The organism is Gemmatimonadaceae bacterium (assembly GCA_035606695.1).
Taxonomy (GTDB): Bacteria; Gemmatimonadota; Gemmatimonadetes; order Gemmatimonadales; family Gemmatimonadaceae; genus JAQBQB01.
Map to the genome: position 1 here is coordinate 236,755 of DATNEW010000050.1, position 21,166 is coordinate 257,920.

Annotated in this window: 23 protein-coding genes; all 23 read left to right on the forward strand. The window is 66.1% G+C overall.

All coding sequences use genetic code 11. From position 1 onward, the window contains the following. Positions 1 to 22: 22 nt before the first annotated feature. The 23 genes from VN706_25770 to VN706_25880 all read left to right on the forward strand — a co-directional run bounded on the left by VN706_25770 (position 23) and on the right by VN706_25880 (position 21,165). Positions 23 to 970 (forward strand): glycosyl hydrolase, encoded by a 948-nt coding sequence (locus VN706_25770; protein HXT19062.1) that lies wholly within the window; start codon positions 23 to 25, stop codon positions 968 to 970. 314 nt (positions 971 to 1,284) lie between these two features. Further along, entirely contained in the window at positions 1,285 to 1,572 is a 288-nt protein-coding gene (locus VN706_25775; protein HXT19063.1) for a hypothetical protein, read from the forward strand. Positions 1,573 to 1,580: 8 nt separating this feature from the next. After that, complete coding sequence (gene flgC / locus VN706_25780; GenBank protein ID HXT19064.1) at positions 1,581 to 2,225, forward strand: flagellar basal body rod protein FlgC; 645 nt, start codon at positions 1,581 to 1,583, stop codon at positions 2,223 to 2,225. A gap of 39 nt (positions 2,226 to 2,264) precedes the next feature. Further along, positions 2,265 to 2,618: a hypothetical protein gene (locus VN706_25785; GenBank protein HXT19065.1), complete on the forward strand. Its 354-nt coding sequence runs from the start codon at positions 2,265 to 2,267 to the stop codon at positions 2,616 to 2,618. Between the two features lie 8 nt (positions 2,619 to 2,626). Next, positions 2,627 to 2,980 (forward strand): flagellar hook-basal body complex protein FliE, encoded by a 354-nt coding sequence (fliE, locus tag VN706_25790; protein HXT19066.1) that lies wholly within the window; start codon positions 2,627 to 2,629, stop codon positions 2,978 to 2,980. Between the two features lie 9 nt (positions 2,981 to 2,989). Further along, positions 2,990 to 4,483 carry a flagellar basal-body MS-ring/collar protein FliF gene (gene fliF, locus VN706_25795; GenBank protein ID HXT19067.1) on the forward strand — a complete coding sequence of 498 codons (1,494 nt, stop codon included), beginning with the start codon at positions 2,990 to 2,992 and terminating at the stop codon, positions 4,481 to 4,483. Positions 4,484 to 4,486: 3 nt separating this feature from the next. Next, positions 4,487 to 5,521 (forward strand): flagellar motor switch protein FliG, encoded by a 1,035-nt coding sequence (gene fliG, locus VN706_25800; GenBank protein HXT19068.1) that lies wholly within the window; start codon positions 4,487 to 4,489, stop codon positions 5,519 to 5,521. Beyond that, entirely contained in the window at positions 5,505 to 6,206 is a 702-nt protein-coding gene (locus VN706_25805) for a FliH/SctL family protein (GenBank protein ID HXT19069.1), read from the forward strand. Before fliG ends, VN706_25805 begins: the two co-directional genes overlap by 17 nt. After that, positions 6,199 to 7,533 carry a FliI/YscN family ATPase gene (locus VN706_25810; GenBank protein ID HXT19070.1) on the forward strand — a complete coding sequence of 445 codons (1,335 nt, stop codon included), beginning with the start codon at positions 6,199 to 6,201 and terminating at the stop codon, positions 7,531 to 7,533. The genes VN706_25805 and VN706_25810 overlap by 8 nt, the downstream gene beginning before the upstream one ends. Continuing rightward, the gene (gene fliJ, locus VN706_25815; protein HXT19071.1) at positions 7,530 to 8,018 is read left to right on the forward strand and encodes a flagellar export protein FliJ; all 489 of its coding nucleotides are present in this window, start codon (positions 7,530 to 7,532) and stop codon (positions 8,016 to 8,018) included. The genes VN706_25810 and fliJ overlap by 4 nt, the downstream gene beginning before the upstream one ends. Further along, positions 8,015 to 8,623, forward strand: a complete 609-nt coding sequence (locus tag VN706_25820) for a hypothetical protein (GenBank protein HXT19072.1) — start codon at positions 8,015 to 8,017, stop codon at positions 8,621 to 8,623. The genes fliJ and VN706_25820 overlap by 4 nt, the downstream gene beginning before the upstream one ends. After that, positions 8,623 to 10,440: a hypothetical protein gene (locus tag VN706_25825; protein HXT19073.1), complete on the forward strand. Its 1,818-nt coding sequence runs from the start codon at positions 8,623 to 8,625 to the stop codon at positions 10,438 to 10,440. Before VN706_25820 ends, VN706_25825 begins: the two co-directional genes overlap by 1 nt. Continuing rightward, a complete protein-coding gene (locus VN706_25830; protein ID HXT19074.1) occupies positions 10,440 to 11,159 on the forward strand; it encodes a flagellar hook capping FlgD N-terminal domain-containing protein in 720 nt (239 codons plus the stop codon). Before VN706_25825 ends, VN706_25830 begins: the two co-directional genes overlap by 1 nt. A gap of 82 nt (positions 11,160 to 11,241) precedes the next feature. Further along, a complete protein-coding gene (locus tag VN706_25835) occupies positions 11,242 to 12,567 on the forward strand; it encodes a flagellar hook protein FlgE (GenBank protein HXT19075.1) in 1,326 nt (441 codons plus the stop codon). Between the two features lie 232 nt (positions 12,568 to 12,799). After that, positions 12,800 to 13,384, forward strand: a complete 585-nt coding sequence (locus VN706_25840; GenBank protein ID HXT19076.1) for a flagellar basal body-associated FliL family protein — start codon at positions 12,800 to 12,802, stop codon at positions 13,382 to 13,384. After that, entirely contained in the window at positions 13,381 to 14,427 is a 1,047-nt protein-coding gene (locus VN706_25845; GenBank protein ID HXT19077.1) for a FliM/FliN family flagellar motor switch protein, read from the forward strand. The genes VN706_25840 and VN706_25845 overlap by 4 nt, the downstream gene beginning before the upstream one ends. Next, the gene (gene fliN, locus VN706_25850; GenBank protein ID HXT19078.1) at positions 14,424 to 14,780 is read left to right on the forward strand and encodes a flagellar motor switch protein FliN; all 357 of its coding nucleotides are present in this window, start codon (positions 14,424 to 14,426) and stop codon (positions 14,778 to 14,780) included. Before VN706_25845 ends, fliN begins: the two co-directional genes overlap by 4 nt. Beyond that, positions 14,777 to 16,036, forward strand: coding sequence for a flagellar type III secretion system pore protein FliP (fliP, locus tag VN706_25855; GenBank protein HXT19079.1), 1,260 nt, complete (start codon positions 14,777 to 14,779; stop codon positions 16,034 to 16,036). Before fliN ends, fliP begins: the two co-directional genes overlap by 4 nt. Positions 16,037 to 16,039: 3 nt before the next feature. Beyond that, complete coding sequence (fliQ, locus tag VN706_25860) at positions 16,040 to 16,309, forward strand: flagellar biosynthesis protein FliQ (protein ID HXT19080.1); 270 nt, start codon at positions 16,040 to 16,042, stop codon at positions 16,307 to 16,309. Between the two features lie 32 nt (positions 16,310 to 16,341). Then, positions 16,342 to 17,118: a flagellar biosynthetic protein FliR gene (locus VN706_25865; protein HXT19081.1), complete on the forward strand. Its 777-nt coding sequence runs from the start codon at positions 16,342 to 16,344 to the stop codon at positions 17,116 to 17,118. Then, a complete protein-coding gene (locus VN706_25870; protein HXT19082.1) occupies positions 17,118 to 18,206 on the forward strand; it encodes a flagellar type III secretion system protein FlhB in 1,089 nt (362 codons plus the stop codon). The genes VN706_25865 and VN706_25870 overlap by 1 nt, the downstream gene beginning before the upstream one ends. Next, positions 18,203 to 20,284: a flagellar biosynthesis protein FlhA gene (gene flhA / locus VN706_25875; protein HXT19083.1), complete on the forward strand. Its 2,082-nt coding sequence runs from the start codon at positions 18,203 to 18,205 to the stop codon at positions 20,282 to 20,284. Before VN706_25870 ends, flhA begins: the two co-directional genes overlap by 4 nt. Continuing rightward, positions 20,281 to 21,165 (forward strand): P-loop NTPase, encoded by an 885-nt coding sequence (locus VN706_25880; protein ID HXT19084.1) that lies wholly within the window; start codon positions 20,281 to 20,283, stop codon positions 21,163 to 21,165. Before flhA ends, VN706_25880 begins: the two co-directional genes overlap by 4 nt. Position 21,166 lies beyond the last annotated feature (1 nt).

The following is a 21,166-nucleotide window of genomic DNA, read 5'->3' on the forward strand; positions in this document are numbered from 1 at the left end:
CCGCCGCTTTCTTTCTTCCAGCATGGCCGGCCTCACCGGCCTCGTTGGCGTTGCCGGGATCGCCGAGCTTGCGACCTGGCGCCGCACCGGTCGCCACTTGGGTGTTGGCGTTCACACCGTGACGCCCGATGTCGTGAAGATCCTGCAGTCGCTTCATGTCACGCAGGTCCGCATGACGCTCGACTGGCAGGCGTGGGTGGAGGCGCGCGACCTCAACCATGACGGCGTCCCCGACAATGTCGCCTATCAGCGCAATCTGGCGTCGGCGCTCGGCCAGCTCGATGGGGCGGGAATCGAGTCGTTGATCGTGGTGCACACGCCGCCCGCGGGCGCCGACTACTCGATGACGCAGGGTCGGGCCGCCCTCGCCACGCTGCTCGGACAGCTCGTTCGGACCGCGCCATACCGGAAACGCGTCTGGCAAATCATGAACGAGATGGACGGCGACGCCGGCTTCAACGGCGGGCGCCATGATTGGTTCGGTGCGTCGGACAAGTCGCTTTCGCAGCGTGACCGGGGCGATTTGTATGGCCAGTTTCTGCCTCCCGTATACGACGCGATCAAGTCGGCCGATCCGTCGGCGATCGTGGTGACGGGCGGGATCGCGCTCGAGCCAACCGGCTTCTATAAAGGTCTGGCCCAACGCACCACGAAGTTCGACGCGGTCGCTGTTCACTGCTATGGCCGTCCGGTGGCGCCGGTCTTTCGCTCGAAGTCGATCGCGATGCGCGGCGTCGTTGGGTCGACGCCGCTCTGGTGCACGGAATTCGGCAACAATTCGACCGACGACGCGGCGCAGGCGAACGACATTCGCGACGTCGTCGCTGATTTCGTTCAAAACAACCGGTACGATCGGGCGTACCTCTACAACCTGATCACGGATGTCGCGAAGGGCGACACGTACGGCATCGTGAGGCCCGATCTGGTGCGCCGGCCAGCCGCGAGATTGCTGCTCGACAGCCTTCCCTAGGCTCGTTTGATGAGCTCATCCGCTTCGGTGGATGGGGCGACGGCAAACATTTCCGGCCTGTTTCACCCGGCAAAAGGTGCCGGTGGGGACATTTCTGCCGTCGTGGTCACAGACCACTTCGGACGGCGGAGAGAATCGCGCGGATTCTCATAAACCACTGTCATACAATCGTTTATAATGCTGCAACGAGGCGGAAAACACGTCTCTTCTTTCGTGTTCCATTGTGGTCCGCGCCCTGCTTTTCTCGTGTCGCGAAGCACAGGCACTTCCTACCTCGCGGTCTCGCAGTTCCCTCCTCCGCCCGCCTCCTGACAATGCTGTTCGGCATCATCGGACGCACCACGAACGCCAACGATCTCAAAGACGCGCTCGATTTGAGCGCGCAGCGGACTCGCGCCATCGCGAGCCGGGTCGCACAGGCGTCGGTGAATGGCAACGGGTTCTCGCTGCCGATCGATCCAACCACCGGGCAGCCCGATCCCTCCGCGCAGGCGGATCTCGAGACGGACATGACCGCGTTGGCCGACGAGCAGGTCCGCAGCGATGCGATGACCAAGCTTCTCCAGAAAGCGTACGAGCAGCTCCGCACCTCCATCAAGTGAGCTGAGCCATGACGAGCCCCATCAGCAGCAGCAGCTTCCCGAGCTTTCCTCCCATGCCACGCACCGATGCGCCGCGCCCGATGTTCAGCGCGCTCGCGATCGCGTCGAGTGGCTTGTCGGCGCAGCGCACGCGGATGGAGATCGTCGCACAGAATCTCGCGAACGCCGAGACGACGCACACGGCGCAGGGCGGCCCGTATCATCGCCGCGTTGTGAATCTCGAGGCGATCGGACCCGACGGATCCGTCACGACGACGACGACAACGACCGGCGTCGCTCCGGCAACGCCGGGCGCCGCAGGCACTGTGGGCGCCGGCGGTACTGCTGGTACCGCTGGTACCGCGAGTGCCGCCGTCAATGCAGCCGCCGCGGCGACACAGAACGCGCTCGCCACCGCGACGACCTCCTCGTTCGACGGCACCGACGCCACCGGCGGCGTGCGCGTGGCGTCGATCGGCGAAGACAAGACGGACGGCCCGATGGTCTACGACCCGGGCCACCCCGACGCCGACAAGAATGGATACGTCCACATGCCGAACGTGAACATGACGGACGAAATGATGGATCTCATGAACTCGCGCCGCCTGTACGAGGCCAACGCCACGGTCTTTCAGGTCGCGCGGGCGATGTTGCACAAAGCGATCGATATCTAAGCGGTATTTGCCCGACTTCCTCGACTTCAGCGTTCTATAATGTCGATTTACGGAATTGGTAACAGCGGAATCAACCGGCCGCAGCTCCCGCTGCGCGACACCACCGGAGACGTACGTCAGCCCGGCCAGAAGCCGGCGGCCGGCGTCGCGAACACGACGCCGCTTGCGCCGCAGCAGCCCGCGACCGCCGCGGGCCGGGCAGGCGCCGGCGTTCCGGTCGAGCCGCCTCCGGGCACCGATCCCGCTCTGTGGAGCATCCTCTCCGGCGAAGAGCGCGCGTTCTTCGCCAAGGCCGGCAACATGGGTCCGCTGACCTACGGCCGCGCGTTCACCGACATGAAGACGGCGCAGATGCCCGCCAATCGCGGCGGCCGTCTCGACGTCAAGATCTGAGATCTCTCATGACCGCACCGATCGGTGGCATGGGCGGGTTCGGCGGACCTTCGAGCTTCGGTGGTCCGACCGGCCCGCGCAAGCTCGGGCTCGACATCGCCGGCGAGAACAGCATCGCGGGGTCCGGCCAGTCGCGGCCCGGCGGTGGATCGTTCGGCGACACGCTGACGCGCGCGCTCAATCAGGTGAGCGCCACGCAGGATGTCGCCCAGAACTACATCCAACAATTCGTGCAAGGCCAACCGGTGGAGCTGCACCAGGTGATGGCGGCGAGTGAAGAAGCGTCGATCTCGCTCGAGATGCTCGTCGAGCTTCGCAACAAAGTGATGGATGCGTACAAGACCGTCATGCAGATGGGATGACCGAGATAAATGCCTGATTTCTCTTCGCTCTTCGATCGTATCGGTGGACCGCGCCGCGCAGTCATGCTCGGCGTCGGCCTCGTCGCGGCCATCCTGATCTTCGCCGTCTCGCAGTGGGCGGGGGCGCCGACGTGGGTGCCTGCGCTCTCCGGCGTTCCGCTGGAGAGTGTCTCCGCCATGACGGACAAGCTCGATCAAGCGGGCGTGAAGTATCGCCTCGAGCGCGGCGGCGCCGACATCATGGTCGCCGCCGGCGATCTCGCGAAGGCGCGCGTGGCGCTGGCGAAGGGCGGCATTCCGAACGCGGGCCGCCCGGGCATGGAGCTGTTCGATCAGCCGTCGTGGGGCATGACGGATTTCACACAGCGCATCAACTACCGCCGCGCGCTCGAGGGAGAGCTGGAGCGGACGGTCGGGCAGATGCGCGGCATCGACAAGGCGCAGGTGCATCTCGTGATGCACGAGACCGACGGATTCGCGGCGCAGGACAAGCCGACGGAAGCGAGCGTGGTGCTCAAGCTCAAGAGCGGCGATCCGGATCCCGAGATCGTGAAAGGCATCGCACACCTCGTCGCGTCGAGCGTCGAAGGGCTCACGAGCGAGCACGTCACGATCGTCGACGACGCCGGCCGCTTGCTCTCTGAAGGAGAGGAAGCCTCGTCACCCACGGGGCTGACCAGCCGCCAGCTCGCCATGCAGCGTGAAGTCGAGGACTATCTCCGCGACAAGGCGGAGAAGATCGTCGCGCAGATGGTCGGCACCACCAACCTTCGCGTGCAGGTCTCCGCCGCGATGAGCTTCGATCACGTCGAGCGCACCGTCGCCGCCGTCGATCCCGAAAAACAGGCCGTCACCGCCGAGCAGAAGGCGGAGATCGTTCCCGGCGCGCAAGGCGGCGCCGGTCAGAACAACACGTCGACGACATACGAGAACACGCGCAGCACCGAGCAGTTCGTCGCCGCGCCGGGCACCATCAAGCGACTCACCGTCGCGGTCGCGGTCGCGGATCGCGCGCCGGCAACGGCGGCGAAGGGCAAGACCGCGTCGCCGACTCCGCGTTCAGCGGCGGAGTTGCAGCAGATCGAAACGCTCGTGCGCAGTGCGGTCGGCGCCGACTCCACGCGCGGCGACGTCGTGTCGGTCGTGAGCGTTCCGTTCGCGCCGATCGCGGTGGCACCACCCGACGTGCCGCACACCGACATCATCAAAGTGGTGCAGACGGCGCAACGTCCGCTGCTTGGGATTCTCGGGTTGGTGCTGATCATCGTGATCGCGCTGATCAGCCTCAAGTCGCTCAAGTCCGCGGGTGCGTCGACGCATGCGGTGATGCAGCTGCCGCGCGCGGAAACGCATCCGCCGCAGCCGGCGCTCGTCGCGGGCGCGAATCCGCTCATTCCCGTCGTGATGCCGACCAACACGATGCGCGACAAAGTGAACTCGACGATCGAGCAGCAGCCCGACGTCGCCGCGCGCGTCGTACGCGCCTGGTTGAAGGAAGCCTAAGCCATGGCGGCAATGAATCTCGCGCGGACGCATCAGCTCCAGCAGCTCACCGGCGCCCAAAAGGCGGCGATCCTGTGCATGGTCCTCGGCTCCGAATCGGCGGCGATGATCACGCAGAAGCTCGGTGCGGAGGAGGTCGAAGAGATCTCCTTCGAGATCGCGCGCATGGATCGCGTGAGCACCGAGGCCACCGAGGCCGTGCTCTCCGAGTGGCTCGACATCATGATGGCGGCCGACTCGATCGCCGCGGGCGGTATGGAGTTCGCCCGCGAAGTGCTCGAGAAGGCGTTCGGCGTGCAGAAGGCCGGCGCGATGCTCAAGCGCATTCAGGCGCAGATCTCCGAGACGGCCGGTCTGCATCGCTTGCGCAACGCGGACCCGCAGCAGCTCGGCAACATGTTGCGCGGTGAGCACCCCCAAACGGTGGCGCTCATCCTGGCGCATCTGGATCCGCAGCACACGGCGCACGTACTCAAGGAAATCGATCCGCAGTTCGGCGCCGAAGTCGTGCTGCGCGTCGCGCGCATGGAAAAGGTCTCGCCGGACATGCTCGTGTTGATCGAGCGGTCGATCGTGACCGAGACGGATCTTGGACCGGCGCAGAGCCTCACGACCTCCGGTGGACCGGCGGTGGTGGCCGAGATGCTCAATCTCGTCGCGCCGTCGCTCGAGAAGGCGATCATGCGCGGCGTCGAGGACAAGGATCCGGCGCTCTGCGAGCAGATTCGCAACCTCATGTTCGTCTTCGAAGACGTCGTCAGCCTCGACGATCGGTCGATGCAGCGCCTGTTGCGCGAGATCGACGTCAAGGAGCTCGCGCTGGCCCTCAAGTCGGCGTCGAACGAAGTCAGGAACAAGATCCTTGGCGCGATGTCGCAGCGTGCGTCGGCCGCGCTCAAGGAAGAGATGGAGATGCTCGGACCCGCGCGGAAGCGCGACATCGAATCGGCGCAGACGGCGATCGTCGCGATGATTCGCAAGCTCGAGGACGCCGGCGAGATCGTGGTCGGCGGAGGCGCGGATGACCTCGTCGTTTAGAGCGACGGGCGCCGCGACGGTGCGGCAGACGCCCGTGTCGGAGCAATCCGTCGCGGGCGCGACCTGGCCGCTGCAGGAGCTCAAGCTGCCGATGGCGACGCCGCGTGGGACGCCGACTGTTCCGCCGACGGCAGCCGCCAACGCGCAGCTCACCGCCGAAGAGAAGTCGCGACTGATCGACGAAGGGTACGCGCGCGGTCTCGCCGACGGCGAGCGTCGCGCCACCGCCGCCGCGCAAGCGCGCGTCGACGAATCGCTCGGTGTGATCAATCAGGTCGTCACGCAGATGCGCGAAGTCGCGTCGCTCGCGCCGGCGGTGATCGAAGAAAACATCGCCGCGCTCGCGGTGATCGTCGCGCGCCAGATCGTGGCGCGCGAAGTGAGCCTCGATCGCGAGCTCGTGGCGGACCTGGTCCGTCGTGCACTGACTGAATTTCCGATCGAGCAGAGCGTGCGGATTCGTGTAAATCCGCTCGATCTTGCGCTGCTGACGCTCAATGGCCCCGGCGGCGATGGGAAGCGGGACATGGCGCCGATCACCGGCACGCGCGACGCGAGCTGGCTTGCCGATGCGCGCGTGGCGCGTGGTGGCTGTCTCGTCGAGGGCCGCGATCGCATTGTCGATGGACGCGTGGATACGGCGCTGGAGCGCGCGTATCGCCGCATGGCGGTGATCGATGCTTAAGAATCGTCTCGCCTCGCGCATCGGCGATCTGCCGCGCATCTACCGCATGGGACGCGTGACGCGCGTCGTCGGCCTCGTCATCGAGGCCGCGGGACTCGACGTCGGTCTGTCGGAGCTCTGCCGCGTCACGTCGATGAACGAAGAGAAGTCAGTGCTCGCCGAAGTCGTCGGCTTTCACGAGCGCGGTGTGCTGCTCATGCCGCTCGGCGACATCGACGGATTGCATCCGGGATCGAGCGTGACTCCGCTTGGCCGCAGCTTCGGCGCCGACGTTGGCCCCGGGCTGCTCGGCCGCGTGCTCAATGGCCTCGGTCATCCGATCGACGGGAAAGGACGCATCGATCACGCGACGCGCATGCCGCTGTCGGCCGAGCCGCCGCATCCGCTCGAGCGCCAGATCATTCACGAGCCGCTCGAGACCGGCGTTCGCGCGATCGACGGCTTCCTGACGCTCGGCAAGGGACAACGCGTCGGCATCTTCGCCGGCTCGGGTGTCGGCAAGTCGACGCTGCTGGGCATGATCGCGCGTCAAGCCAAAGCTGATGTGAACGTGATCGCGCTGCTCGGCGAACGTGGCCGCGAGGTGCGCGACTTTATCGAGAACTCGCTCGGACCGGAAGGGCTCGCGAGATCGGTGATCGTGGTGGCAACCGGCGACCAGGCGGCGCTGGTGCGCGCCCGCGGCGCTCTCGTCGCGACGTCGATCGCCGAGTATTTCCGAAATCAGGGCAAGGAAGTGTTGCTGATGGTGGACTCGGTGACGCGCGTCGCGATGGCGTGGCGCGAGATCGGGCTTGCCGTCGGCGAGCCGCCGACCACGAAGGGGTATCCGCCGTCGGTGTTCGCGGCGCTGCCGCGGCTGCTCGAGCGAGCCGGCACCGATGAGAAAGGTAGTATTACAGGAATCTATACCGTCCTCGTGGACGGCGACGATTTCAACGAGCCGGTCGCCGACGCGAGCCGCTCCATTCTCGACGGCCACATCGTGCTGACGCGCAAGCTCGCCGGCGCGGGGCACTACCCGTCGATCGACGTGCTCGAAAGCAAGAGCCGCGTGCGCGACCATGTGATCGCGGCGGAACATCGCGCCGCGGCGAACGCCGTGGGGCGGCTCGAGGCGTCGTATCGCGAGAAGGAGGATCTCATTCTCGTGGGCGCGTATCACGAAGGCTCGGATCGCGGCGTCGATGCCGCGCTGCGGCTTCGGCCGCAGGTCCTTGAATTTCTGCAGCAAACTCCGGAAGAGAGCACGGCATTCGACGCAACGAGACGGGCGCTCGTCTCCATCGCGTCCCAGATCGATCACACGACGAGGAGGTCGTCATGAGCGCGTTCAAGTTTCGTCTGCAGCAGGTCCTCGACCTGCGCGAGCAGCACGAACGGCAGGTCGCCGCGAAGCTCGCGGAAGCGGAAACCGCGGCCGATCAGGCCCGCGTCGCCCAGAAGGCGCTCGAGACGATTCGCCAGAGCGGCTCGGCCGCGCTGCGCACCGCGCACGCGAGCGAGCCCACGATCGGGCAGCTCAAGACGATCGGCTACGTCATCGAGCAGCTGAACCATCACATCGTCGACGCGCAGTCGCGCGTCGAGATGGCGGAGCAGCTCGTGACGCAGGCCCGCACCGACCTCACCTCGGCGCTGCAGGCGCGCCGCGTGTTGAGCCGGTTGCGCGATCGTCACTTCGCCAATTGGCGCGTGGAAGACAGCGCCCAGGAGATGAAGCAGATGGACGAGTTGGCGTTGTCGCGATTCACCCGCCGCGATACGAGCACCGACAGTGACAACGGCGGGACGGGAGCGGCGAGCGCATGAAGCCGGTTGTCATTGGCATCATCGCATTTGTCGTATCGACCGCGGCGGCCACAGGCGCCAAGGTCATGATGACGAAGCCGCTCCCCGCGAAGCCTGATTCCTCCGCCGCCGCCGATTCAACGGCGGCGGACAGCACCCGGAAACCCGCGGACTCGACGCGCACCGACACTGCTGTCGTCGCGTCGGGTCAGCCGGTGGCGCCGCCGGTCGACAGCGCACCGCCGGGCGTGAATCTGCGCACGGACTCGTTGAAGGCGAAAGCCTCGCCGATCGTGCCGGCGCAGCCAACCCAGCCAACGCAGCCAACGCCGACCAAGGCAGCAGCGACGCCCGCACCAGCGGCCGCCGCACCAGCAGCCGCCGCACCAGCAGCCGCCGCACCGGCGAACGACACGGCTGGCGAAGGATCGGAACGCCGGCTCGCGAAAGTCTTCACCTCAATGGACGCGAAGCAGGCGGCCAAGGTGCTGGAGCACATGAGCGACAACGACGTCCACATCATTCTCGGCTACGTCGGCGTCAAGCAAGCCGCCTCGATCATGGCGGCGCTGCCGCCGGAGCGAGTCGCCACGTTGAGCAAACTCGAAATTCAGGGTAAACGATAGTGATGACCACTCCAGTCGGCGGACTGTTTTCCGCCTTGCCCGCGTCCGATACGACGCCGAACGCCCGCGACGCGCGCGCCGATGCTGCCGCGCCGTCGTTTGCGGGACTTCTGGCGGGTGTGATGTTCGCCGCGGCGCCCAAGCTTCAGGCGGCGCCGGCGACTGTCGCCGGCACGTCGGAGCTCGACCAGCAGGACGCGACGGGCGTCGACGATGACGCGACCGGATCCACCGGAAAGGACAAGTCCACCGGCAGCGATCCGGTGCATGGGGCACTGGCGACGGTGCTCCCAACGTCGCCCAACGACATCGTTCGTTCGGTGGCGGCGCTCGACCCCGCGCTGCAAGCCAAGCTGTCGCGCGTGATTCAACGCGTGCAGAGCGAAACCGGCCACGAAGTCGAAGTGGCCGAGACGTTCCGCACGCAGTCGCGCCAGGATGCGCTGTACGAGCAGGGCCGGGATACGGCCGGCCCCGTCGTTACCTGGACGCACAACTCGAAGCACACGCAGGGCCGCGCCGTCGATCTCATTCTCGACGGAGGCAAGGCGGGGCCGAACGCCTACGCGGCGCTGCAGCGCATCGCGAACGAAGAAGGGTTGCACACGCTCGGCGCGCGCGACCCGGGCCACCTCGAGCTGCCCGGCACCGGCGCGGCCGTCGATGAGACATCTCTAATGCCCGACGCGCCGGCTGACGCGACAGGCCCGGGTGGAGTGTCGATCGCGCGGTTGGCCCAGCTGGCGCCGGTGTCCAACATCAAGATCGCGCAGCCCAGCGGAGTGGCTCGTGTCGCGCAGGTCGCGCAGGTGGCCTCGACCGCGCGCGTTGCGCAGGTCGCGCAGCCCGGCCAGATCGCTCGCGTTGCCCAAGCGGCGGCGCCAGATGCATCGGCGCGTCCGGCGGCCGTGCGAGCGAATCCCACAACCTCCATGAACTCGGCATCGGCCAACACTGAATTCGCGAACGCCGCAACGACGCATGCGCACGTGGCGTACGCGACGGCTGCGAATGCAACGTCGATGAAGGCAACCGCGGCGAATCCGGCATCGGTGGCTGCGAGCCAGCTGACCTCGAATGCGGCGAATGCCGCGAATGCTCATCGTGCGAACGCCTCGCAGCCCGCGTTGCCGACGTCGGCGAACGTGCCGGGCAAGGCAACGCCGAACGCCGCGACGCATTCCGCGATCGCCGCCACCGCGCGCAACGGTGCGCGCGGCCAGAACACCGGCGACCAGGCGAACGACAGCGGCACGCAGAGTGATTCGCGCGGTCGTTATGGCTCGCTCGGCGCATTTCCGATGCGCGACACGACATCGAATCAATTCTCGACCGGCACGGTGGCGCCGGCGTCCGGGACGGACGCCGCAGCGCGGGCCGAGCACGTTCAGTCGGTCATGGACAACGCACCGGCGCGTCCGCTGTCGCACATCACGATGTCCGTCGACGCCGGCAACGGCAACACGGATCAGATTCACGTCGCGCTCCGCGGGTCGTCGCTCGATACGACGATCAACGCGGCGGATCTGCGCGGCGCGCAAGCGATGAGCGCGCGCAGCGATGAGCTCGTACGCGCGTTGACGAAGGACGGCATGCAGGTCGACTCGGTGCGCGTCCGCGCGGCGACCGATCAGGGCGGCATCGCCGCCGCCGCGGGTTCGCAGGCCGGCCAGAACTCCGGCGACGCGTCGAATCAATCGCGCTTCCAGCGCAGCGATGCGTGGCAGCAACAGCAGGATCAACGAGAGCGGCAGCAAACGCAGCAGGATCGCCAGAGCCGCCAGCAACAGCGCGAACAGCGCGGAGGCCGCAAGTAATGGTCACGTCCACGACGACCACCACCACGCCGACGCTGCCGGTGGCTCCGGCGGCGCCGACAAATCCCGCCGCCGCGGCCGCCGCGGCGACGACGCAGGCCGCCGCACCAGGCGGCGCGATGGATAAGAACGCGTTCCTGAAGCTGCTGGTGGCGCAGATGCAGAATCAGGATCCGATGAATCCGATGGACGGCACGCAGATGGCCACGCAGCTCGCGCAGTTCTCGAGTCTCGAGCAGCTGCAGAACATCAACGAGACGCTCACCAACCAGCAGACCTCGTCGACATCGCTGCTCGGCGCGGTGCAGGCTACGTCGGCGATCAATACCATCGGCCACACCGTCATGGCGACCGGCAACGGTCTCCAGCTCGGCGGCACGGACGGCGCGACGAGCGTCACCGCGGACATTGCGGCGAACGGCGCGAGCGCGACGCTTCACATTCTCGATGCGTCGGGCAAGGAAGTCGGCACGCGCGACCTCGGCGCCGTGAGCGCCGGCTCGCAGCAGACCATCACCCTCGGTTCGGCGGCGGACAACTTGCCGGCCGGCAACTACACCTACTCGATCGACGTGAAGGCCGCCGACGGCAGCGCCGTCTCGGTGCAGACCTACACGACCGGTCGTGTGACCGGCGTCAGCTCGGGAACGTCGGGCCTCACGCTCACCGTCGCCGGCACGAACGTCCCGTACGCGAACGTCATCAAGATCTTGAATTAACGAACCAGAACACGCCGCACCGCCTCCCTCACGACGGCTCGCGGCCGACCCGCCTCTTCTTCCCTCTTCCCAGGATTCATCAATGCTTCGCTCGCTCTCATCGGCGGTCACCGGTCTGAAGAACCAGCAGACCCACATGGACGTAATCGGCAATAACATCGCCAACGTCAACACCGTCGCGTTCAAGTCCGGCCGCGTCACGTTCAAGGAAGGCTTCGCGCAGCTCATCTCGAGCGCCAGCCGCCCCGACACGAACGTCGGCGGCGTCAACCCGGTGCAGGTCGGACTGGGCTCGGCGATCGGCACGATCGACACCGCGTTCACGCAGGGCAACCTCGAGACGACCGGCAACACCACCGATCTCGCAATTCAGGGCAACTCGTTCTTCGTCGTGAAGAAGGGCGCCGAGACGCTGTACACGCGCGCCGGCAACTTCCAGCTCGACTCCGACGGCTCGCTCGTGTCGGGCGACAACGGCTATCACGTGCAGGGCCAGATGGCCGTGGGCGGCAAGCTCCAGCCGAACCTGACCAACATCACCATTCCGTTCGGCCAGACGGCGCCGGCCAGCGCGACGACCACGATCAAGATCGGCGGCAATCTCGATGCGTCGGCCGGCATCTTCGACAAGGGCGCGGCCGCGACCCTCGATCCGCTCGATGCGACGCAGCGCGCGCTGCCGCAGAACGCGGACTCGTTCAAGGATCTGTCGATCAACGCCTACGATTCGCTCGGCAACAAGCACCAGGTGAAGATGGTCATGTGGAAGACCGCGGCCGACAAGTGGGATTGGAAGATCGATCCGTCGGGCTTGGACATCACGGCCGCCGGCGTGACGGAAGTGGGCAGCCCCACGCACCCGATTACGTTCAAGTCGGACGGCACGGTCGACACGACGGCACCGTTCGTTCCGCCGGAGATCAAGTTCACGCCGAACTCGGGCGCCGCGACGGTGGACATCAAGATCGATCTCGGCAGCGGCATGAGCGGCCTGTCGCAGTTCGCCGGCTCGGCGAACGCCGTCATGAACGATCAGGACGGCTTCAGCAACGGCACGCTGCAGGGCTACACGATCGATGCGAGCGGCACGGTCGTCGGTTCGTTCACGAACGGCACGACGCAGACGCTGGGGCAGATCGCGCTGGCTGATTTCAACAACCCGACGGGCCTCAATCGCGTCGGCGACAACATGTACTCCTCGACGTCGAACTCGGGTGAAGGCGTGGTCGGCTATGCAGGTTCGGGCAATGCGTCGAGCATCGCGAGCGGCGCGCTCGAGATGTCGAACGTCGACCTGGCGCGCGAGTTCACGGACATGATCGTTGCGCAGCGCGGGTTCCAGGCGAACGGTCGCGTCATCACGACGTCGGACCAGATGCTTCAGGAGCTGGTGCAGCTGAAGCAGTAGCGATGAGCGTTAGGTGATGGGCGTTGGGCGATGGGCGTGAACGGCTCGCTTGACGCCCAATCGCTCGGGTAGGCAGAAATGGCCGCTGACAGGTAGGAATTTCCTGCCGGGCGGCCATTTGTGTTCGTGGTGGCAAGGGTAGAATGAAAACTTTCGTTTCCATTGTAACTCACTCTATCTGAGTGACTTACGCACACACCCAGCGCCCATCTCCCATCGCCCATCGCTAGGCATGGGCCCTGCTTTTTCCGGTGCCGCAACTCCCTCCTTCGCACGTCCCGCCGGCACCATCCCTCCCGCCTTCCCCCGTCGACCCATGGCGACTCAAGCCATCGAACAGGTCCCCGAAACAGACGCAGCAGCCGCCGAACCCAAGAAGGGCAAGGGGCTGGTGCTCATTCTCGCGCTCGCCGGCATTCTCGCCGGCGCCGGCGCTGGACTCTTCGCCCTCGGTCCCATGCTCGCCAAGGGTCACGCCGCCAAAGCCGCGCCCAAAAAGGCCGAGGAATCCGCGAGCGCGATCGACCACGCGATCGAGAACCTCGTGCTCAACCCCGCTGGTAGCGGCGGCACCCGGTTCCTCATGATGACCGCCACCTTCGAGCTGAAGGACGGCACCGGCGAGCAGATGATGAAGGACAGGGAAGCCGAAGTGCGCGATCGCATCCTGGCGCTCATGGGCAAGAAGACGGTCGACGAGCTGGCGGACATCAGTCACCGCGACGAGCTGAAGAAAGAAGTCCTCGACGCCGTCGGTCCCGTGTTCCCGAAAGGCACCGTGCTCAAGGTCTTCTTTCCGCAGTTCGTGATCCAATGAGCGCACCTCGTCCGACGCGCTCCACGGAGCAGATCACACAGCAGCTGTCGCAGAACGACATCGATCGCCTGATGCGCGGCGAGGCCGCGGAAGCGCCGGTCATTCCGCGCCCGCAGCAGGATGTCCAGGTCTACGACTTCCGCCGCCCGCACCGCGTCTCCAAGGAGCGGTTGCACGTGCTCGAGGCGATGTACAGCCGCCTCGTGAAGTCGCTCGAAGGATGGCTCATGGGCCGCGTGCGCGGCGTCGTCGATCTCAAGCTCGAGAGCGTCGAGCAGATCTCGTTCGGCGAATACGTGCTGTCGCTGCCGCCGAGCTGCAATTCGTTCATCGCGGACATCAAGGACAAGAGCGGCGCGGACGCGGTGGGCGAGCAGGCCGTGATCGACATCGGCCGCGAGCTCGCCTACTTCCTCGTCGACCGGCTGTTCGGCGGCGGCGCGGAGACGACGATCCTCGATCGCGCCCTGACGCCGATCGAGCGCCTCGCGGTGCGTGTGGTCGCCGAACGCGTCATGGCGCTCGTGCAGGAAATCTGGGAAGACCACGTCGAGCTCGAGCTCACGCTGTCGGGCTTCGAGTCCATTCCAGAAATCATACAGGCGGCGGCGCGTGAAGCGCCGGTGCTCGTCACCAACATCACCGCGCGTTTCGCGGGCACGGAGAGTCTGGTCTCGATCGCGGTGCCGCTTTCGGTGCTCGAAAAATTCTTCGTCATGAACAGCGCGAGCGCGCGCGCGCACCAGGCGCGGCGCGAGCCGCCCGGACAACGCGCGATCAGCGAGGGCGCGTTGCGCGCGACGCGCGTCGAGATGTCGGCGCGACTGCCCGAGTTCCGGCTGTCGATGCGCGACATCGCGGGGCTCAAGGCCGGCAGCATGCTGTCGACCGGCATTCCGATCGATACGACCGTCAACCTGCTCGTTGGCAATTCGCCGCGCTTCAAGACGAGCGCGGGCCGCGTCGGCCGCAAGCTCGCCGTGCGTGTGCTCGAGCCGCTCAGTGCTGAACCCCTTCCGACTTCTGTGGACGACAAGCCATGAATCAGTCCGAAATCGACGCGCTCACCAACGCCGCGGGCCAGGTCGCGCCGCCGCCGCTCGAAGAGTTCCAGAACAGTCCGACCGCCGGCACCGAAGTGCCGATCTCGATGTTGATGGACCTGACGCTGCCGCTGTCCATCGAGCTCGGACGCACGCGGATGACGGTGCAGGAAATCCTGCGCCTGGGCCGCGGATCGGTGGTGCAGCTCGAGCGTCTCGCCGGTGAGCCGATCGACCTCTTCGTTGCCGACCGCCGTTTCGCGGAAGGCGAAGTCGTGGTGCTCGGTGAGCACTTCGGCGTTCGCATCACGCGCATCATCTCCTCGCTGCCCGCGACCGAGGGCAACGCGTGACGTTTGGGTCGGTGATGGGTGTGCTGTTCACGCTGGGCTTCGTCCTCGCGCTGCTCGGCATCGCTCTCAAGCTGCTTCGTCGTTTCGCGCCGACGTCGTCGTCCGGCACCTCGCTTCGTATGGAAGTGGTGCAGCGGCTCGCGCTCGGTCCCAAGCAAGGCATTGCCGTGATTCGCGTCGGCGAGCGCGTCGTCGCCGTGTCGGTTGGTGAAGGCGGCGTCAATCGCCTATTCGAGCTCGAGGCCGCTGAAGTCGCGAATACGACGTCGGGAAGCCGTCCAGCAACGATCGGAAGCGGCGAGTCGGAGTTTCCGACACGACGTCCGGTGTCGCCGCTCGACTTCAAGGCCGCGTTCAAGGGCGCGCTCAAGACGGCGGGACTCGTCGTCGTGTTCGCGATCGCGTCGTCGACGCTCGCGCGCGCGCAAACGCCCAAGCCGACCACGCAGGCGCAGCGCGCCAACATCGTGGCCCAGGCGGTTGCGGGCACGAAGGCCGGAACGAGCGCGGGGGCATCGCCCGCCGACATCGTGCAGCGTCTCGCGGCGAGCGCCACGACGAGCTCCATGCTGACCGGTGCGAAGGGTGCGCCGCAGATGGACATCAAGGTCGGCAACGGCGACGGGCTGCACCTGAGTGGTACGGTGGGTATCGTCGTGATGATGGGTCTCATGACCCTCTTGCCGACGCTGCTGCTGATGATGACGGGATTTACCAGAATCCTCATCGTCCTCAACTTCCTCAAACAAGCGCTCGGCACGCAGACGTCGCCGCCGGCGCAGCTCGTCGCCGCGCTCGCGCTCTTGCTCACGGGCTTCGTGATGGCGCCGACCTTGAGCGAGTTCAATCGCACGGCGCTCACGCCATGGATGGACGGCCAGATCGACCAGGCCCAGATGATGGATCTTGGCGTGAAGCCGTTTCGCGCCTTCATGCTGAAGCAGGTGCGTCCGCAGGACGTCGAGACGTTCGTGCGCATGAGCCACACGCCGGCGCCGGCGTCGATCGCCGACGTGCCGACCGTCACGCTGACCTCCGCGTTCGTGATCAGCGAGCTGCGCACCGCGTTTCAGATCGGTTTCGCGCTCTTCCTGCCGTTCATCGTGATCGACGTCGCCGTGTCTTCGGTGTTGATGAGCATGGGCATGTTCATGCTCCCGCCCGCGATGATCTCGCTGCCGTTCAAGCTGCTGCTCTTCGTGTTGGTCGATGGCTGGTCCCTGATCGTTCAGAGCCTTGTCACAAGCTTCAAATAATCCATGTCTCACGCTCTCGTCGTCGATCTCGCGCGCAACGCCATCATGCTGGCCTTGCTCATCTCGGGGCCCATGCTCGTCGTGGCGCTGCTCGTTGGCCTCACCGTCAGCGTGCTTCAGGCGGTGACGCAGATCCAGGAACAAACGCTGGCGTTCGTGCCGAAGCTGGTCGGCGTCAGCGCGGTTTTTCTCATCGCCCTTCCGTGGGTGATCCAGCTGCTCGTGAAATACACCACTGAGTTATTCAGAAGTCTTCCGTCGTTGATCTCGTAGTTCTCCACCGCCCATCGCCCAGCGCCCAGCGCATGTTCGATCTCTTCGCCCCCGGCTCCTTCCAGACGTTCGTGCTGCTCGCCGCACGCATCGGGGGCTTGGTCACGATCGCACCCGTCTTCTCCACGAAGACGGTGCCCGTGATGCTGCGCGCGGGAATCACGATTCTGCTGACCGTGCTGTTGCAGCCGATTGCGCTGGCGTCGGCCACCGGCATTCCGCGCATCACGCCCGAGACGTTCATGGCGGAGATGTTGATCGGATTCGCGCTTGGACTGGGCGCCGCGTTGCTCGTCGGCGCGGCGTCGGTGGCCGGTGACCTCATCGGCACGCAGATCGGCCTGTCGGGCGCAGCGATCCTCGACCCCATCAACAACACGTCCGAAAACGTGCTCGGCTCGTTCGGCAATCTGTTCGCGATCACGATGATGCTGGCCGTCGATGGGCATCTCGTCATGATCGACGCCGTCGCGCGCAGCGCACATCTGATTCCCGTCGGCAGCGGCGCGCATGCGTTGGGTCTCTTGTCCATGGTGCGCGGCGCGAGTGTGCTGTTCTCGCTCGGGCTTCAATTCGCGGCGCCGGTCATCGCCGCGGTGCTCGTCGCCAACACGGCGCTCGCGATTCTTTCGCGCGCCGCGCCGGCGCTCAATCTGTTGTCCGTCGCCTTCCCGATTCAGATCGGCATTGGCCTCTTCGCGCTCGCCGCGTCGATTCCGTTCATCGGCGCGTTCTACCACGGCTGGTCCGGGGTGTACAACAACGCGCTCGATCACGTCTTCAGTGCGCTCATGCGGGGGACGGCGTAATGGCCGATACCGAAGCGGAACGCACAGAAAACGCCACTCCTCGAAAACGCGATGACGCGCGCGAGGAGGGCAAGATTGCGAAGAGCCAGGAGCTCACGATCGCCGCTTCGCTGCTCGGCAGCGCGGTGGTGCTCTCGAGCGTCGCGCCGATCGCCGGCCATGGGTTGTTCGAGATCATGGGACACGGGCTCGCCAACGTCGGCAACGTCGCGCTCGACGGCGCGTCCGCTACGCTGCTGCTGCGCGAGACCGCGATGAAGACGTTCGCCGCCATCGCCGGGTTACTCGTCGCGATGGGCGTCGGCACGTTCGCCATGGCGGCGCTGCAAGGCCGCGGCGTGTTGTCGGCCAAGCCGATCATGCCCGACTTCAACCGAGTCAATCCGCTCGCCAACGCCAAGAACATGTTTGGCATGCGCGCGGTAATCGAGATCCTCAAGTCGCTCTCGAAGGTCGCGATCGTCGGTCTCGCGGTGTACGGCTCGATCAAGGCGGCGTTGCCCGACGCCATCGCGCTGTCGCAGGAATCGCAGCTCGGACTCCTCTACGTCGTCAAGCACTACTCGGTGCGCATGCTCGCCACCGCGGGCGGCGCCTACCTCGCGCTCGCCGCGGCCGACTACGTCTGGCAGTGGTGGCAGCTCGAAAAGTCGCTGCGCATGACGAAGGAAGAGGTGAAGCAGGAGATGAAGCAGAACGACGGCGACCCGCACGTGAAGCAGCGCCGCCGCTCCATCGCCCGCCAGTACGCCCGCAAGCAAATGATGAAGGATGTGCCGAAGGCCGACGTCGTCATCGTCAATCCGACGCACATCGCCATCGCCATCAAGTACGACACGAGCATCGCCCCCGCCCCGATCGTCCTCGCCATCGGCATGAACAAAGTCGCCGAGCGCATCAAGGAGATCGCACGCGAGGCGGGCGTGCCGATGGTCGAGAACCGCCCGCTCGCCCGCGCGCTGCTCAAGACCGCGCGCGTCGGTACCATGATCCCCTACGAGCTCTACATGGCCGTCGCTGAAGTCCTCGCCTTCGTGATCCGCACCCGCGGCAAGCTGGGCGCCGCTCGCTTGAGCAAACTGGCATGAGTACCGCCGTCGCTCCGCTGCCGATGATGCAGTCGAACGGCAAGCGCAACGCCGAGGTGGGTCTGGCGATCGCGGTGCTGGCGATCGTCGCGCTGCTGATGGTGCCGCTGCCCGGCGTCGTGCTCGATCTGCTTCTCGCGACGAGCATCGGCACCTCGCTCGTGGTGCTGCTCGTCGCGCTGAACACCACCGATCCACTCGAGTTCAGCGGCTTCCCGTCGCTGCTGTTGCTGCTCACGCTGTTCCGTCTGGCGCTGAACGTCTGCTCGACACGTTTGATCCTGTCACAAGGTCATGCGGGCGCGGTGATTCAGGCGTTCGGCGAGTTCGTGATCGGCGGCAACTATGCCGTCGGACTCGTGCTCTTCATCATTCTCGTCGGCATCAACTTCATCGTCATCACGAAAGGTGCGGGCCGCGTTGCCGAAGTCGCGGCGCGCTTTACCCTCGACGCGATGCCCGGCAAGCAGATGGCGATCGACGCCGATCTCTCCGCCGGCCTGATCGACGAGAAGCAAGCGCGGAAGCGCCGCGACGAGATCTCGCAAGCCGCCGACTTCTACGGCGCGATGGACGGCTCGTCGAAGTTCGTGAAGGGCGACGCGATCGCCGGTTTGCTCATCACGGCGATCAACATCGTCGGCGGCATCTTTATCGGCGCATTCCAGCGCGGCCTGCCGATCGGCCAGGCGCTGTCGCAGTACACGATCCTCACCGTCGGCGACGGTCTCGTCACGCAGATTCCCGCGCTCATCATCTCGACCGCCGCGGGTATCATGGTGACGCACGCGGCGGGCGGCTCGCGCATGGGCGAAACGTTGTCCAAGCAGCTGAGCGCGCATCCGCGTTCGATGGTGATCGCCGGCACGGTGCTCGGTTCGTTCGGTCTCGTACCGGGACTTCCGAAGCTGCCGTTCTTCCTGCTCGGCGGCGGTCTCGCGATGCTCGGCCGCATGGCCAAGACCGCGGAAAAGAAACGCTTCGCCGAAGAGGTTGCGGCGAAGGAAGCGGCCGCACCGCCCGCGCCCATCGCGGATCCGATGACGGACTTGCTCCAGATCGATCCGATCGAGCTCGAGGTCGGCTACGCGCTCATTCCGCTCGTCGACGAGAAGCAGGGCGGCGATCTCCTCGATCGCATCTCGATGCTGCGCAAGCAATCCGCGCAGGAGCTCGGCATTCTCGTCCCGGCCATTCGCATTCGCGACGACATTCGCCTGCCGGCCAATGAGTACATCATCAAGTTGCGCGGCGCCGAGATCGCGCGCGGCGAAGTGATGCCGCGCTTCCTGTTGGCGCTGGATACCGGCCGCGTCATCGGCACGACCGAAGGCATCGACACGATCGATCCGAGCTTCGGCATGCCCGCCAAGTGGATCGCGACCAACAAGCGCGTCGAAGCCGAGTCGCTCGGCTACATCGTCGTGGAACCGGCGACGGTCGTCGCGACGCATCTGATGGAAAAGCTCAAGTCCAGCGCCGCCGACCTGCTCGGCCGCCAGGACGTGCAGGAAATGGTCGACACGCTCAAGAAGACGCACCCGGCGCTCGTCGACGACGTCATTCCCGGCAAGCTCACGCTCGGTGTGCTGCATCGCGTGCTTCAGAGATTGCTCAAGGAACGCGTGCCGATTCGCGACCTCGTCACGATTCTCGAGGCGGTCGCCGACGCGGCGGATCAGACGAAGGATCCGGAAGCGCTCACCGAGCACGCGCGCCGCGCACTCACCAATACCATCGCACGACTGCACATGGACGAATCCGGCACGGTGCGCGGCATCACGGTTGGACCGAAGCTCGAGATGGCGCTTCTCGGTCTCTTCAGCCCGCGCGCGAATCAGAACCCCGCGTCGCTGCTCACGCCCGACAGTCTGGGCGGCCTGCTGCGCGAGCTCGACAACCTGTCGAGCATCAACATGGTCGAAGGCCGGCCGGTGCCGGTCCTCGCGCCGCCGTCGCTTCGCGTTGGACTGCGCCGACTCATCGAGCCGGTCCTGCCGAATCTGCCCGTCGTCTCGCTGGCCGAGCTGCCGGTGTACGTGAAGCTGCATAGCGTCGCGATGTGGGAGGCCGCATGATCGCGCCGACCCACGATCCACGCGTGCCGCAACCCGCACCGGCGCCTACGCCGTTGCTGGTCGCGAGCGGCAAGGGCGGCGTCGGCACGTCGGTGGTGGCGGCGCTCCATGCGCTCGCCGCTGCCGAACGCGGCGATCGCGTGCTGCTCATCGACGCGAACGAAGGCGGCGGCTCGCTGCATCATCTCTTCGGCGCGCGTCCGACGCACAGCCTCTGGATGCTCTGCGATCCGCGCGCGGTACCCGAGGATCTGCCGATCGCGATCGATCACAATCTCACGCTCGTCGCGGGCGGCACGAGCGGCGCCGCGGTGGCGCCGGCGACGGATGCCGAACGCCGCGATGCGCTCAAGCGTCTCGCCGAACTGTACGCGCAGTACGACGTGGTCGTGATCGACGGCGGCTCGCGGCTCGATACGATTTCCGCCATCAGTGAAGTGTCAAACGCGTCGCTGTTGCTGGTGACATCGGCCGACCGGCTGGCGCTCGCGGCGAATTACGCCCTTGTGAAATCGGTCACCGCCAAGCGCAACGACGCGCCGATAGCGTTGATCGCCAATCGCCACGGCGAAGGACTCGCGCAGGAAGCGTGCGATTTCCTCGTCGGCGCGTGCTCGCACTTTCTCGCTCGTTCGATCGACGTCGTGAGCGGTATTCCCGACGACCCGTGTCTGCAGGCGGCCATCGGCGCCGGCATGACGATTCGTGATGCACTGGACGGCTCGCCCGCCGCGGATGCGGTGCGCGTGACCGTGCAACGACTGCTTCCTTCGCAGCGCGCGGCGTCTCAGACGCTGGCGATGTCTGCTGCCTCGACTGTTGCTCCCCCTCCCCCTCCCCCTCTCCCTCTCCCCACCCCCCTCTCCCGACGCTGGAGCTGAT